This window comes from Bauldia sp., from assembly GCA_037200845.1.
Classification (GTDB): domain Bacteria; phylum Pseudomonadota; class Alphaproteobacteria; order Rhizobiales; family Kaistiaceae; genus DASZQY01.
Map to the genome: position 1 here is coordinate 414,882 of JBBCGQ010000001.1, position 13,668 is coordinate 428,549.

The window sequence follows — 13,668 nt, forward strand, 5'->3', positions numbered from 1 at the left end:
CATTCGGCATCCGGCAATCGAATGCCTGTTGCCGATTGCCGGATGCCCATCATCGGTGCCACCATCCCCGCCATGGCAGCCAAACGCCGCAGCACCGAAGCCGGCCACCGCCGCAAATTTCTGGTCATCATCGACGACACGCCCGAGTGCGCCCGCGCCGTGCGCTTTGCTGCGCGCCGCGCCGAGCACACCGGCGGCGGGCTGGTGCTGCTCTACGTCATCGTGCCGCCAGACCCGCAAAGCTGGGCCGGCGTCGAAAGCCTGATGCGCGCCGAGGCGATGGAGGCGGCCGAGACCGCGCTCGGCAAGTACGCCGACATGATCCGCAACTGGAGCAACATCGAGCCCGAGCCGGTGATCCGCGAGGGCGGCCGCTCCGAGGAGATATTGAAGCTGATCGAGACCGACGAGGACATCGCCATCCTCGTTCTGGCCGCCGGCACCGACAAGGAAGGGCCGGGGCCACTGGTCTCGGCTCTCGCCGGCAAGGCGTCCGGCACGTTCCCGGTGCCGATCACCATCGTGCCCGGCAACCTCGACGACGAGGCGATCGCCGCGATCAGCTAGACGAAAAAGGGGCGCCTCGCGGCGCCCCTTTGTTTGGGTCTGGTGGTCGCGGCGGCTACTTCTTCGCGACGATTTCGAACGTGATGTTGCGGCCGTGCTGGCGCGTGTAGAAAACCCGCCAGCCCTTCTCGAACGGGGTCGGCACCGCGGTCCCGATCAGGCCTTCGACGGTCGGATTGCCGTCGGAAACGTGGATGCCTGTGATCTCGTTGTCGCCGTCGTTCTGGTAGCCGTCCTTGCCGAGCAGGCCGGCGTCGATCGTCGCCAGGTCGTCGCGCGCCTGCGCCAGCATGCGGATCGGATCCTTGCTGGTGTAGTCGGCGGTGACGTCGATGATGTAGGCCGAGTCGTAGGCGTTGCGCTGCGTGTGCAGCTTGTCGCCGCCGTCTTCGACCGCGATCAGCTGGTTGGCGTCGAGGAACGAGATGTTGTCGAGGCCGGTATGGGCAGCGTCGCCACGATAGACGATGGCGATGCGGCCCTTGTCAGCGCCGGGCTTCGACTGGGTGACACGGAAGATGCCGCCGAAGCCGCCGTACTCGGCGCCCGCCTCGGTCTTCGTGTTCGTGTCGCCGGTGGCGGTGAAGTAGAACTCCTTGAAGCTCGTGCCGGGACGGAACTGGCCGTTCTCGGGGCGCTTGAAGGGAGTGCCGCCCGCCGCCTTGGCGAGCGCGTTGGCATCGAACGGTTTCGCCGGGTCGGTGTCGGTGTCGTGGATCGTGACCCACCTGGTGTTCAGCTCGTTGCCGTAGCCGAACAGCGCCTTCTGGTTCGGAGACAGGATGTCGTCGTTCGGCTTGCCGTCGTTGAACGCGATCGGGTTGTTGTAGATGTCGAGCACCTGCAGGACCTGCAGCTTGCCGCCGTCGGTCAGCGTGTCGCGGTGCTTCGGCACGAAGCGGTAGACGAACGAGTTCGGCTGCTTGGCGTTCCTGGTCAGGGTGCCGCCGTTGCCGCCGGCGTCTTCGACCAGCCAGATCGAGCCGTCCGGATCGAGCTGCACGCCCTCATAGGCGGCGGTGCCGAAGGTGAGCGACAGGTTGACCACCTTGGACGGGAAGTCGGTGGTCGCCGACCACACGCCGCCCTTGCTGCTCGACTCGCAGGTGAGCAGCAGCACCTTGGCGAAGGGATCCCAGGCCGAACCGTCGATCAGCGGCAGCGGCTTGCCGTCGGTGTCGGTGTCGGCCATCAGCGTCACGCGGTGGCGATTGTCGGCATCGAGGTTGATGCGCGTCAGCACGCCGTGCTGCACGCCGTCCTTGTCGATCGGACCGTTCTCGTGGCCCTGGAAGACGAAGTGCGTGCCGTAGTCGTAGCGCTTGCTGGCGCCCTTGGCGTTTTCGAGCACGAGGTAGGTGTTCTTGTCCGGCTCGGTCTTGGTCGCTTCGACGTGCATGCCCTTGGCCTGCACCGCGCCCTTCGCCGGCTTCAGCGGACCGTCGCTGCCGTAGCCGTAGTAGCCGATGAACGCCGACGGATTTTCGAGGCGAAAGGCGCCTTCCGCGACCGGTTTCTCGACCAGGCCGGGCGACAGGAGGTCGGCGGTCGGTTGCAGCGGCACGGATGAAAGCTTCAGCGGATCGGCCGCGGCCGGCAGAGCCAGCGCGACCAGCGCGCTCGTCGCAAGTAGCATCTTCTTCATGATGGAACCCCCTGGGTTGCGATAACCGGCGACTCCATAGGGGGCGTGTATAGCGGCTCCATGACAGTTCAGAGTTATTCCATTTCGCATCTCAACCTTGATGTTCCAGGGTCCCCGGCCTAAATCCTTGGCAGATCGAGCCTGAAGGGGCGCATTGCCATGTTCATCCAGACCGAAGCCACGCCGAATCCCGCCAGCCTGAAGTTCCTGCCCGGCCGGGTCGTGCTGGGCTCGGGCACGGCCGAATACCGCGACGTCTCCGAGGCGACGACCTCGCCGCTCGCTGAGCGCCTGTTCGCGGTCGATGGCGTCGGTGGCGTCTTCCTCGGCGGCGACTTCATCACCGTCACCAAGCAGGACGGCGAGTGGCAGCATCTGAAGCCGGCGGTGCTCGGCGCCATCATGGAACATTTCATGTCGGGCATGCCGGTCATGCGCGAGCAGCCGGTCGAGACCGGCGGCGCCGAATTTTTCGCGCCTGAGGATTCCGAGATCGTCACCACGATCAAGGAACTGATCGAAACGCGCGTCCGTCCCGCGGTGGCGCAGGACGGCGGCGACATCACGTTCCAGGGCTTCCGCGACGGCGTCGTATTCTTGAACATGCGCGGCTCGTGCGCCGGCTGCCCGTCGTCCACCGCGACGCTGAAGCACGGCATCCAGAACCTGCTGAAGCATTTCGTGCCGGAAGTGCGCGAGATCCAGGAGGTGGCGGTTTAGCCGGAATCTCTCAGTGTCACTTCTCCCTTGAGGGAGAGGGCTTCCGAACCTGGCGAACGTGAGCGAGCCTAGGGAGGAAGGGTGAGGGGTTAGGGACCCGTCGCCTAAAACTCCTGTCCCTAACCCCTCACCCTTTTCGCCTAATTCGCTTCGCTCATAAGACTCAAAGCCCTCTCCCTCAGGGAGAGGCGTCCCAACTATCGACTCGCCCTGTTTCGCAGGCTATCCCCGCCCCATGCGCCTGCTTGCCATCGACACCGCGCTGGAAGCCTGTTCCGTCGGCGTGGTCGACGGCGAGCGCACCTTCGTGCGCAGCGAGAATATCGGGCGCGGCCATGCCGAGATTCTGATGGGGCAGGTGGAGAGCGCGCTGGCCGAGGCGGGCCTGGAATTCGCCGACCTCGATCGCATCGCCGTCGTCGTCGGGCCGGGATCGTTCACCGGCTTGCGCGTTGGCATCGCCGCGGCGCGCGGCTTCGCGCTGGTCACCGGCAAGCCGGCGCTGGGCATCGGCACGCTGCTGGTGCATGCCGCCGGCGCCAGGGGCACCCCGGTGCTGGCGACGCTTGCTGCCGGCCGCGGCGAAATCTACGGCCAGTTTTTTGCCGCCGACGGCAGCGAGGCCGGGCCGGCGCGCGTCGCTTCGCCCGAGGTGTTCGCGGCAGAGATGACCGGGGACATGGCGCTGGCCGGCTCCGGCGCCGATCTCGTCATCGCCGCGCTGCCGATGGACATGCGCCCGCGCGTCATCCATCGCAACGCATCGCCCGACATCGCCGCGCTTTGCCGTGTCGCGCTCGCCGCGCCCGGTCCGACGGCCGCGCCGAAGCCGCTTTACATCCGCCCGCCCGATGCCAAGCCGCAGGGCGCGGCCAGGATCGCGCACCGATGATCGGCCGGCTGTGGTGGCGCGCGCATGTCGATGGCGCGCGGCCGGAGGAGGTCGAGACGTTTGCCGCGATTCACGCCGAGGGATTCCGGCGGATGTGGAGCGCGCACGATTTCCAGACGCTGATGGCCGATCCGTCGGTGTTCGTGCTGGCGGTGCGGCTGCTGTCGCCGCTCGGCGCGCGCAAGATCGCCGGCTTTGTGACGGTGCGCTTTGCCGCCGACGAGGCCGAGATCCTGACCATCGCCGTCGGCGCGCGCCATCGCCGCCACGGCTACGGCAAGCTGCTGATGGAAGACGTGATCCGCCGGCTTTATCGCGAGCGCATCGCCGCGCTGTTCCTCGAAGTCGACCGCACCAACAAGGCGGCGGTCGGCCTGTACCAGCGCCTCGGCTTCACGATCGCCGGCGAGCGCAAGCACTACTACGCCAATCCGACAGCCGGAGATGGCACTGCGCTTGTCATGCGGCTTCAGGTTCGGTAGGCGCTAGGGATGGTCGATCCGAAGCCCCAGACCCTCGAGGAGGTGTGCGTCGCCAAGGGCATGCGCATGACCGAGCAGCGCCGCGTCATCGCGCGCGTGCTGGAGGCGGCGACCGACCATCCCGACGTCGAGGAACTCTACCGCCGCGCCGCCGCCGTCGACCCGAAGATTTCCATCGCCACCGTCTACCGGACAATGAAGCTGTTCGAGGATGCCGGCGTCGTCGAGCGTCACGATTTCGGCGCCGGCCGCTCACGCTACGAGCCGATCCCCGACGAGCATCACGATCATCTGATCGACCTCAGGACCGGCCAGGTGATCGAGTTCCGCGACGAGGAGATCGAGCGGCTGCAGCAGGCGATCGCCGACCGGCTGGGCTTCCGGCTGGTCGATCACCGGCTGGAGCTTTACGGCGTCCCGCTCAAGGATCCCAAGGCCCGCAAGGAGTAGCTGCCGTCACATCCGGGCCATGTCGCCGGCGCTATTCTAAAGCCTGCCGAAAGGGGCTAAAGGATCGCCTCGGGCGCGGGGGTATTGCGCTGGCGCAGCTTGGTTTGATGAACGAGACGGGCGAAGAGCTGAAGAAAGTCTTCATCAAGACTTACGGCTGCCAGATGAACGTCTACGATTCCGAGAGGATGACGGACGCGCTGGCGCCGGCCGGGTACGTGGCGACCGACACGGCGGAATCCGCCGATCTCATCCTGCTCAACACCTGCCACATCCGCGAGAAGGCGGCCGAAAAGGTCTACTCCGAGCTTGGCCGCATCGACGAGATGCGCCGCGAGTCGGGCCGCCATGTGCTGGTCGGCGTGACGGGCTGCGTCGCGCAGGCTGAGGGCGAGGAGATCGCGCGCCGGGCGCGCGGGCGTGTCGATATCGTCGTCGGGCCGCAGTCGTACCATCGCCTGCCGGAGTTGCTGGCCGATGTGCGGCCGGGCAGGGCGGTGGTCGAGACGGAGTTTGCTGTCGTGGAAAAATTCGCGGTGCTCGATCGCATCGCGACAAGAGGCGTGGAGGGCCGGAGGCCCGACAGGGAAGGCCAACAAAGAGTAGCGGCGTTCCTCACTGTCCAGGAAGGCTGCGATAAATTCTGCACGTTCTGCGTCGTGCCCTACACGCGTGGCGCCGAGGTATCGCGCCCCGTCGATATGATCGTCGCCGAAGCAACGCGCCTCGCATTGTCGGGCGTGCGCGAGATCACGCTGCTCGGCCAGAACGTCAACGCCTGGCATGGCGATGACAACTGGGCGCTCGGCCGCCTGCTGTTCCGCCTCGCCGAAATTCCGGGCATCGATCGCCTGCGCTACACCACCAGCCATCCGCGCGACATGGACGACGAGCTGATCGCCGCGCATCGCGATCTCGATCAGTTGATGCCGTACCTGCATCTGCCGGTGCAGTCCGGCTGCGACCGCGTGCTCGCCGCGATGAACCGCCGCCATACGCGTGCCGACTATCTGCGGCTGATCGACAAGATTCGCGCCGCGCGGCCGGACATGGCGCTGGCCGGAGATTTCATCGTCGGCTTCCCCGGCGAGACGGAAGCGGATTTCGCCGACACGCTGCGCATCGTCGATGAGGCCGGCTTCATGGGCGCGTTCACCTTCAAGTACAGCCCGCGCCCGGGCACTCCCGCTTCCACTGCCGAAGATCAGGTGCCCGAGGAGGTGAAGAACGACCGCCTCTACCGCCTGCAGGCGAAGATCGATGCGCGCGCCGCCGCCTTCATGCAGGCGCAGGTCGGCACGAGCATCGACGTGCTGTTCGAGCGGCGCGGGCGCGAGGCCGGCCAGATCGTCGGCCGCTCGCCGTGGCTGATGCCGGTGCATGTCGATGCGCCGGCGGAGATGATCGGCACCATCGCGCGCGTTACGATAACGCGCGCCGGCACCAACAGCTTGTTCGGCGCGCTTGCCGCGCCGGCGATGCGGCAGCACGCCGCCCTGGAGAACACCCTTTGACCGCACGGCCAGAATTTTCCGGCAACCACATCGTCGTCTCCTTCGACGACAACCGCCTGATCCAGGAACTCTTCGGCGAGTTCGACCAGAACCTCGCCGCGCTCGAGCAGCAGCTCGGCATCGAGGCCGTGGCGCGCGGCAACCAGGTGACGCTGCGCGGCGAGCCGGAGGCATTGGCACGGGCGCGGCTGGCGCTCGATATGCTTTACGTCCGCCTGCAGGGCGGCCACTCGATCAGCCGCGGCGACGTCGACGGCGCCATCCGCATGGCCGAGGCCAGCGAGGAGCAGATGCATCTGCCGAGCCTCGAGCCAAAGGGCCGCCTGACCATGGCGCAGATCGGCACGCGCCGCCGCACCGTGATGGCGCGCACGCCGATGCAGGACACCTACATCCGCGCCTTCGACAAGGCCGAGCTGGTCTTCGGCATCGGCCCGGCCGGCACCGGCAAGACGTACCTCGCCTGCGCCTACGCCGCCGCCATGCTGGAGCGCGGCACCGTCGATCGCCTGATCCTGTCGCGTCCCGCCGTCGAGGCCGGCGAGCGCCTCGGCTTCCTGCCCGGCGACATGCGCGAGAAGGTCGATCCCTATCTCCGCCCGCTCTACGACGCGCTCTACGACATGATGCCCGCCGAGAAGGTCGAGCGCGGCCTGACCGCGGGCACGATCGAGGTGGCGCCGCTCGCCTTCATGCGCGGCCGCACGCTGGCCAACGCCGTCGTGATTCTGGACGAGGCGCAGAACACGACGTCGATGCAGATGAAGATGTTCCTGACGCGCCTCGGCGAAAATTCGCGCATGATCATCACCGGCGATCCGAGCCAGATCGATCTGCCGAGCGGCCAGACCTCGGGTCTGGTCGAGGCGGTGCGGCTGCTCGAAGGCGTGCAGGGCATCGCCCAGGTGCGCTTCACCGCCGCCGATGTCGTGCGCCATCCGCTCGTCGGCCGCATCGTCGAGGCCTACGACGCCGCCGACAAGGCGAAGGCGGCAAAGCGCTGATGCCCAAGGAGGCGGACAGTAGCGGCGGCTTGGCGATTGACGTTCGCGTCGAGGCCGGCGATTGGCCGTCGAAGGCGAAGCTCAAGGCGCTGGCCGCGCGCAGTCTCGCCGCGGCAGTCGCGCGGGCGAAGCCGAAGCTGACCGCCGAGCCGGAGCTCAGTCTGCTGTTCACCGACGACGCCCATATCCGCACGCTGAACAGGCGCTACCGGCGGAAGGACAAGGCCACCAACGTCCTCTCGTTCCCGGCCCCGAAAGCGGCCAAAGCCAAGGCGTTCGGGCCGCAACTGGGCGATATCGTCTTCGCCGCCGAAACCATTTCGCGCGAGGCGGAGGACGAGGGGATCACCCGCGACGATCATCTCGCGCATCTGATCGTCCACGGCTTCCTGCATCTCCTCGGTCACGACCACGAGGATGATCGCGAGGCGGCGGCGATGGAGAAACTCGAAACCGCTATACTGGCGAAACTCGGCATCGCCGATCCCTACCGCGGAGGGGACGCATGAGCGACGGCGACAGGAAGGCGGATGGCGCCCCCGACGCGCCCCAGGAACACTGGATCGATCGGCTGCGGAACGCCATCGGCCTCAAAGGCACCGGCTCGATCCGCGAGGATCTCGCGGTCGCGCTGGCCTCGGAGGACGTCGCCGCCGGCTTCTCGCCGGAAGAGCGCGCCATGCTGTCGAACATCCTGCGCCTCCGCGATGTGCGCGTTGACGACATCATGGTGCCGCGCGCCGACATCGAGGCCGTCGACATCGATACGACGCTCGGCGACCTCTTCGCCCGCTTCCGCGAGTCGGGCCATTCGCGCATGCCGGTGTTCCGCGAAAGCCTCGACGATCCCGTCGGCCTCGTCCACATCAAGGACCTGATGGGCTATGTCACCGAGGCCGCCGCGGTGGAAGGCGAGAGCGGCAAGTTCGACCTCGCCCACCTCGACCTCGGCAAGAAGCTTTCCGAGACGGCGCTCGTCCGCAACATCCTGTTCGTGCCGCCCTCGATGCCGGTCGCCGTGCTGCTCCCCAACATGCAGGCGAGCCGCATGCAGATGGCGCTGGTCATCGACGAATACGGCGGCACCGACGGCCTCGTCTCGCTCGAGGATGCCGTCGAGATGATCGTCGGCGAGATCGAGGATGAATCCGACGAGGACGCCGGGCCGATGATCGTGCCCGACGGCAAGGGCGGCTTCCTCGCCGACGCCCGCGCCGACCTGGAGCAGCTCGCGGCGGCGGTCGGTGCAGACTTCGCCGGCGGCGAGAGCGGCGACGTCGATACGATCGGCGGCCTGGTCTTCAACCTGATCGGGCGCATCCCGGTGCGCGGCGAATTGATCGCGGCGCCGAACGGCTTCGAGTTCGAGGTGCTGGATGCCGACCCGCGCCGCATCAAGAAGCTGCGCATCTACCGCCGCCCGGCCGCCGGCGAGCGCCGCCGCCGCACGACGCCGGAAGGCGCCCCGCCCACGGCGGTTACCTGACGCTATTGGAAGCTCTGGTAGAGGCCGTATGCGCAGATGGCGAGAACGATCGCCATGCCGACCATGACCTTGAAGCCCTTGAAAAAGGAACGGCCGAATTCGTCGTCGCGGATGAACGAATTGTCGGGCCGGCGATGCTGGTAGATGACGCGGATGCGCTGGCCTTGCGACAACGCGTCGAAGTGCTTCTTCGTCACCTCGACGCGCTTGCTGTGCCTGTCGCCGAACTCGTCCGAAAAATCGTAGGTGACGTAGTAAAATTTCCCCTCATCGCGCTCCAGTTCCTTGCCGGTGATCACGCCGTCGGCAAGGTCGCCGTTGCGCAGCTTCGAAAACCGGTAGGCCGTGCTGAAAATGGCGAGGATCAGAAAAAGCAGGATCCCGCCCATGAAGACAAGCGGCGTGAGCTGCGAAGGGTTGAGCGTCGTCGGCATTCAGGAGCGCTGGATACGCGAGCCGGGTCGAGAAAAGGTTAGCGGGGCCCACGCAATTTGCCGCGCTCGCGGCGCCCTCCGCCTTGACCGCGCCGCACCGGGAACCGAGGCTCTCCGCCTGATTCGATCCCGCTAGGTCCGCCCGCCTGTGCAAGCCTTTGCCAGCGCCATCATAGTCCTCTGGGGGTGGCGGCGTTTCGCGGCGGCGTTCGTCGCCGGCGCGTTGTCCGCCCTGGCGTTTGCGCCCTTCGATCTGTTTCCGATCCTGTGGCTGACGGTGCCCGTCTTTGTCTGGCTGATCGACGGCAGCGAGGCCGGCGAGGGCGCGCCGTGGTGGCGCAAGCTCGTGCCCGCGGCGATCGTCGGCTTCGCTTTCGGCTTCGGCTTCTTCGTCGCCGGGCTGTGGTGGATCGGCACGGCATTGCTGGTCGATGCCGGCGCGTTTGCCTGGGCGCTGCCGCTGGCGGTCGCCGGGTTGCCGGCGATGCTGGCGCTGTTCTGGGCCTTCGGCGCTGCGCTGGCGCGCGCCTTCTGGATGGAGGGCTGGCCGCGGCTCCTGGTCTTCGCGGTCGCGATGTCGGTCGCCGAGTGGCTGCGCGGGCATCTCTTCACCGGCTTTCCGTGGAACGCGTTCGGCTACGCGCTGACGCCGGCGCCGGTGATGATGCAGACCGCGTCGCTCGTCGGCATCTGGGGGCTGACGCTCGCGGCATTCTTCATCTTTGCGGCGCCGGTGCTGCTTATTGCCGACCGGCGGCACACGCGCCGCGCCAGCCGGATCGCGTTCGCCGCGGCCGCGGCGCTCTATCTTTTCCACGTTGGCTACGGCGTCGTGCGGCTGTCGGCCGGGCCGGTGCCGCTGGTGCCGGGTGTCCACCTGCGCATCGTGCAGCCGTCGATCCCGCAGGACGAGCGCTGGGAGACGGCGAGCGCCGACACGATCATGGCGCGCTACGCCGAGCTCAGCCGCAACGGCGCCAAATCGATGACCGGTGTCACGCACCTTATCTGGCCGGAGTCGGCGTTCCCGTTTCTCCTGACCGAGAAGCCGTCGGCGCTGGCGACCATCGCCGACCTCCTGCCGCCAGGCTCGATGCTGCTCACCGGCGCGGCCCGCGCCGAGCGCGTCATCGGCAGCGACGACCCGCCGATGGTCTTCAACTCGGTCTACGCCATCGACGACGGCGGCGAGATCCGCGCCGCCTACGACAAGGTGCACCTGGTGCCGTTTGGCGAATATCTGCCGTTCGGCGGCCTGCTCCGGGCCATGGGGCTGAAGCAGGTGATCGCGCTGCCGGGCGGCTTTTCAGCCGGCCAGACCCTGCGCACATTGTCGCTCCCCGGCGCGCCGCCGTTCGCGCCGTTGGTCTGCTACGAAATCATCTTCCCGGGGGCCGTCATCGCCGATGGGCCGCGGCCGCAATGGCTGCTCAACGTCACCAACGACGCTTGGTATGGGTCCACCCCCGGCCCCTACCAGCATTTCGAGCAGGCGCGCGTGCGCGCTGTCGAGGAGGGTTTGCCACTGGTCCGTGCCGCCAATTCCGGCATATCCGCTATCGTCGATCCCTATGGGCGGGTGTTGGCAACCTTGGCGCTCGACCGCATCGGCGTGGTCGATGGTGGCCTGCCCAGCGCGCTGCAGCCGCCGCTCTATGCCGAATTCGGCGACTGGATCTTCGTCGTTTTGCTGATTATGGCGGGGGTCGGCGCGGCATTCGGGCGCTGGAACGAGCGTCGCGGAGTTGTGACGGACAATTGACACAAATCCATCAGGCAGACCATTATCTCCCTCGGCGACCGGCGTAGCAGTCTCACGCCAATCCGCTTTGCGGCGCTAGGTTATCGTCGTTGAGGGGTTCATTTGAGGTACCCGCGCAGAACACGTCGCGGAGCCATGAGGTTTTCTATCGGCGGTTCCGCCGGCACACTCAGGCGAGAGGAAGCAGCGCGGAATAATGGCTAGCAAGAAGCAACCTAACCCGATCGACATCCACGTCGGCAGCCGGGTCCGTTTACGTCGCATGATGCTGAGTATGAGCCAGGAAAAGCTGGGCGAGCACCTGGGCATTACCTTCCAGCAGATCCAGAAGTACGAGAAGGGCACCAACCGCATCGGCGCCAGCCGTCTGCAGCACATCGCCCGCGTGCTGACCGTGCCGGTGTCGTTCTTCTTCGAGGATGCCCCGGCCACCCCGGGAACCGAGCTGCCGACCGGCATGGCCGAGGCAAATTCGACCTCGCACGTAGTCGATTTCCTGTCGAGCTCGGAGGGCATCCAGCTCAACAAGGCGTTCATCCGCATCAAGGATGCCAAGCTCCGCCGCCGCGTGATCGACCTCGTCCGCTCTATGGCGGGCGACGACGAAGAAGCGTGACGCCGCGCGGGGCATGGCTGCCCCGCGATTGACCCCCGCCGGATTCGCTGCCAGAACCACGCGCTGGATGGCCGGGGGGCGATAGGTTTTCCCTCGTCCGCGATTGTTTCGCTACGGGAGAACCGTGTCCCTTGTCTCGTCAGAATTATCTCTTCACATCTGAATCGGTTTCCGAGGGCCATCCGGACAAGGTCTGCGATCGCATCTCCGATACCATCGTCGATGCCTACCTCGCCGAGATGCCGGAGGCGCGCGTCGCCTGCGAGACTCTCGCCACCACCAACCGCGTGGTGATCGCCGGCGAGGTGCGTGGACCCGACGCGGTCCTTTCGAAGATCGAGAGCATCACCCGCGCCGCCATCCACGACATCGGCTACGAGCAGCCCGGCTTCCACTGGGAGAGCGCCGAGATCGAGGTGCTGCTGCACGCCCAGTCGGCCGACATCGCGCAGGGCGTCGATGCCGCCGGCAACAAGGACGAGGGCGCCGGCGACCAGGGCATCATGTTCGGCTACGCCTGCCGCGAGACGCCGGAGTTCATGCCGGCGCCGATCTATTACGCGCACCGCATCCTCAAGCTGCTCTCCGAAGCGCGCCGCTCCGGCGAGGCGAAGGTGCTGGGGCCCGACGCCAAGAGCCAGGTCACCGTCGAGTATCGCGACGGCAAGCCGCTGCGCGCCACCTCCATCGTCGTGTCGACGCAGCACCTCGACGGCAACATGACATCGGAAGACGTCCGCGCCGTCGTCGAGCCGTACGTCACCAAGGCGCTGCCCGCTGGTTGGCTGAACGGCCATACCGAGTGGCACGTCAACCCGACCGGCAAGTTCGTCATCGGCGGCCCCGACGGCGACTGCGGCCTGACCGGGCGCAAGATCATCGTCGATACCTACGGCGGCGCGGCCCCGCACGGCGGCGGCGCCTTCTCCGGCAAGGACCCGACCAAGGTCGACCGCTCGGCCGCCTACGCCGCGCGCTACCTTGCCAAGAACGTTGTCGCGGCGGAACTCGCCGATCGCTGCACCATCCAGCTTTCCTATGCCATCGGCGTCGCCAAGCCGCTGTCGATCTACGTCGATCTGCACGGCACCGGCCAGGTCGAGGAAGCCAGGCTCGAGCATGTGCTGGGCGAGGTGATGGACCTGTCGCCGCGCGGCATCCGCCAGCACCTCGGCCTCAACCGGCCGATCTACGCGCGCACCTCGGCCTACGGCCACTTCGGCCGCCCGCCGGAGAAGGACGGCGGCTTCTCGTGGGAGCGCACCGACCTCGCGAGCGCGCTCCGCTCGGCGCTCGCCTGAGCGAACGGCAAGGCGCCCTGCACGGGCGGCGAAAGGGCAAGCCGCTTTCGCCGCGCCGCGCCGGGCTGATGGCGACGCTGCTGCCCGAGCTGGCGCTCGACATCGCACAACCGCCGCCGCGCGACGTCGCCGATCTTTTTCCGCACCGTCCGTCGCGCGTGACGCTCGAGGTCGGCTTCGGCGGCGGCGAGCATCTCGTCGCCGAAGCGATGCGCGAGCCGGACGCCGGCTTCATCGGCGTCGAGCCGTTCGTCAACGGCATGGCGAAGGGCGTCTCCGCGATCGAGCAAAGCGCGCTCCGCAACGTGCGCCTCTTCGGCAGCGACGCATCGCTGCTGCTTGACTGGCTGCCGGCGAACTCGCTCGACGAAGTCGATCTGCTCTACCCCGATCCGTGGCCGAAGAAGCGGCACTGGAAGCGTCGCTTCGTCTCGCGCGAAAATCTCGCGCGGCTGGCGCGCGTGCTGAAGCCGGGCGGTGTGTTCCGCTTCGCCAGCGATATCGCGTCGTACGTCGAGTGGACGCTGATGCAGGTCGGCGCCGACGCACGTTTCATTTGGACCGCGGAGCGCGCGGCGGACTGGACGGCGCAGTTCCCGCACTGGCCGGGCACGCGCTACGAGGCGAAGGCGCTGCGCGAAGGACGCGTGCCGACGTATCTGGAGTTTCGGCGCAACTAGCTCGGTGTCGTCCCCGCGAAGGCGGGGACCCGGTATGCACCGGCGGTGCGCGAACGCGCGGGCGGCGACTACTGGACTCCCGCCGTCGCGGGAATGACAACAAAAATAAGCGCGG

At 67.2% G+C, this 13,668-nt stretch carries 15 protein-coding genes; 13 read left to right on the forward strand and 2 right to left on the reverse strand.

Annotated elements, in window-relative coordinates:
- Positions 1 to 72: 72 nt before the first annotated feature.
- Complete coding sequence (locus tag WDM94_02090; protein ID MEJ0011416.1) at positions 73 to 567, forward strand: universal stress protein; 495 nt, start codon at positions 73 to 75, stop codon at positions 565 to 567.
- A 55-nt stretch (positions 568 to 622) separates the two neighbouring features.
- On the opposite strand, the gene WDM94_02095 is transcribed toward WDM94_02090, so the two are convergent.
- Positions 623 to 2,212, reverse strand: a complete 1,590-nt coding sequence (locus WDM94_02095) for an alkaline phosphatase PhoX (protein ID MEJ0011417.1) — start codon at positions 2,210 to 2,212, stop codon at positions 623 to 625.
- A 159-nt stretch (positions 2,213 to 2,371) separates the two neighbouring features.
- Between WDM94_02095 and WDM94_02100 the strand changes: the two genes are divergently transcribed.
- From WDM94_02100 to WDM94_02135, 8 genes are all read left to right on the forward strand, one after another.
- Complete coding sequence (locus tag WDM94_02100; GenBank protein ID MEJ0011418.1) at positions 2,372 to 2,932, forward strand: NifU family protein; 561 nt, start codon at positions 2,372 to 2,374, stop codon at positions 2,930 to 2,932.
- 235 nt (positions 2,933 to 3,167) lie between these two features.
- Positions 3,168 to 3,824, forward strand: a complete 657-nt coding sequence (gene tsaB, locus WDM94_02105; protein ID MEJ0011419.1) for a tRNA (adenosine(37)-N6)-threonylcarbamoyltransferase complex dimerization subunit type 1 TsaB — start codon at positions 3,168 to 3,170, stop codon at positions 3,822 to 3,824.
- A complete protein-coding gene (locus WDM94_02110; protein ID MEJ0011420.1) occupies positions 3,821 to 4,306 on the forward strand; it encodes a GNAT family N-acetyltransferase in 486 nt (161 codons plus the stop codon). The genes tsaB and WDM94_02110 overlap by 4 nt, the downstream gene beginning before the upstream one ends.
- A 9-nt stretch (positions 4,307 to 4,315) precedes the next feature.
- Complete coding sequence (locus WDM94_02115) at positions 4,316 to 4,756, forward strand: Fur family transcriptional regulator (protein MEJ0011421.1); 441 nt, start codon at positions 4,316 to 4,318, stop codon at positions 4,754 to 4,756.
- A 107-nt stretch (positions 4,757 to 4,863) separates the two neighbouring features.
- A complete protein-coding gene (miaB, locus tag WDM94_02120; protein MEJ0011422.1) occupies positions 4,864 to 6,270 on the forward strand; it encodes a tRNA (N6-isopentenyl adenosine(37)-C2)-methylthiotransferase MiaB in 1,407 nt (468 codons plus the stop codon).
- Positions 6,267 to 7,274 carry a PhoH family protein gene (locus WDM94_02125; GenBank protein MEJ0011423.1) on the forward strand — a complete coding sequence of 336 codons (1,008 nt, stop codon included), beginning with the start codon at positions 6,267 to 6,269 and terminating at the stop codon, positions 7,272 to 7,274. Before miaB ends, WDM94_02125 begins: the two co-directional genes overlap by 4 nt.
- Positions 7,274 to 7,783, forward strand: a complete 510-nt coding sequence (ybeY, locus tag WDM94_02130) for an rRNA maturation RNase YbeY (protein MEJ0011424.1) — start codon at positions 7,274 to 7,276, stop codon at positions 7,781 to 7,783. Before WDM94_02125 ends, ybeY begins: the two co-directional genes overlap by 1 nt.
- The gene (locus tag WDM94_02135) at positions 7,780 to 8,760 is read left to right on the forward strand and encodes a hemolysin family protein (protein ID MEJ0011425.1); all 981 of its coding nucleotides are present in this window, start codon (positions 7,780 to 7,782) and stop codon (positions 8,758 to 8,760) included. Before ybeY ends, WDM94_02135 begins: the two co-directional genes overlap by 4 nt.
- A 2-nt stretch (positions 8,761 to 8,762) precedes the next feature.
- On the opposite strand, the gene WDM94_02140 is transcribed toward WDM94_02135, so the two are convergent.
- Positions 8,763 to 9,194 (reverse strand): DUF3592 domain-containing protein, encoded by a 432-nt coding sequence (locus WDM94_02140; protein MEJ0011426.1) that lies wholly within the window; start codon positions 9,192 to 9,194, stop codon positions 8,763 to 8,765.
- A 148-nt stretch (positions 9,195 to 9,342) separates the two neighbouring features.
- Between WDM94_02140 and lnt the strand changes: the two genes are divergently transcribed.
- From lnt to trmB, 4 genes are all read left to right on the forward strand, one after another.
- On the forward strand, positions 9,343 to 10,956 hold the full coding sequence (lnt, locus tag WDM94_02145) for an apolipoprotein N-acyltransferase (GenBank protein MEJ0011427.1): 1,614 nt from the start codon (positions 9,343 to 9,345) through the stop codon (positions 10,954 to 10,956).
- A 193-nt stretch (positions 10,957 to 11,149) separates the two neighbouring features.
- The gene (locus WDM94_02150; GenBank protein ID MEJ0011428.1) at positions 11,150 to 11,572 is read left to right on the forward strand and encodes a helix-turn-helix transcriptional regulator; all 423 of its coding nucleotides are present in this window, start codon (positions 11,150 to 11,152) and stop codon (positions 11,570 to 11,572) included.
- A gap of 131 nt (positions 11,573 to 11,703) precedes the next feature.
- The gene (gene metK, locus WDM94_02155; GenBank protein MEJ0011429.1) at positions 11,704 to 12,873 is read left to right on the forward strand and encodes a methionine adenosyltransferase; all 1,170 of its coding nucleotides are present in this window, start codon (positions 11,704 to 11,706) and stop codon (positions 12,871 to 12,873) included.
- Complete coding sequence (trmB, locus tag WDM94_02160) at positions 12,870 to 13,553, forward strand: tRNA (guanosine(46)-N7)-methyltransferase TrmB (protein MEJ0011430.1); 684 nt, start codon at positions 12,870 to 12,872, stop codon at positions 13,551 to 13,553. Before metK ends, trmB begins: the two co-directional genes overlap by 4 nt.
- Positions 13,554 to 13,668: the final 115 nt, after the last annotated feature.

Excerpts from the sequence above, each read along its gene's own strand:
- WDM94_02090 (MEJ0011416.1), top strand. The coding sequence starts at position 73 with ATGGCAGCCAAACGCCGCAGCACCGAAGCCGGCCACCGCCGCAAATTT.
- WDM94_02095 (MEJ0011417.1), bottom strand. The coding sequence starts at position 2,212 with ATGAAGAAGATGCTACTTGCGACGAGCGCGCTGGTCGCGCTGGCTCTG.
- WDM94_02100 (MEJ0011418.1), top strand. The coding sequence starts at position 2,372 with ATGTTCATCCAGACCGAAGCCACGCCGAATCCCGCCAGCCTGAAGTTC.
- tsaB (MEJ0011419.1), top strand. The coding sequence starts at position 3,168 with ATGCGCCTGCTTGCCATCGACACCGCGCTGGAAGCCTGTTCCGTCGGC.
- WDM94_02110 (MEJ0011420.1), top strand. The coding sequence starts at position 3,821 with ATGATCGGCCGGCTGTGGTGGCGCGCGCATGTCGATGGCGCGCGGCCG.
- WDM94_02115 (MEJ0011421.1), top strand. The coding sequence starts at position 4,316 with ATGGTCGATCCGAAGCCCCAGACCCTCGAGGAGGTGTGCGTCGCCAAG.
- miaB (MEJ0011422.1), top strand. The coding sequence starts at position 4,864 with ATGAACGAGACGGGCGAAGAGCTGAAGAAAGTCTTCATCAAGACTTAC.
- ybeY (MEJ0011424.1), top strand. The coding sequence starts at position 7,274 with ATGCCCAAGGAGGCGGACAGTAGCGGCGGCTTGGCGATTGACGTTCGC.
- WDM94_02135 (MEJ0011425.1), top strand. The coding sequence starts at position 7,780 with ATGAGCGACGGCGACAGGAAGGCGGATGGCGCCCCCGACGCGCCCCAG.
- WDM94_02140 (MEJ0011426.1), bottom strand. The coding sequence starts at position 9,194 with ATGCCGACGACGCTCAACCCTTCGCAGCTCACGCCGCTTGTCTTCATG.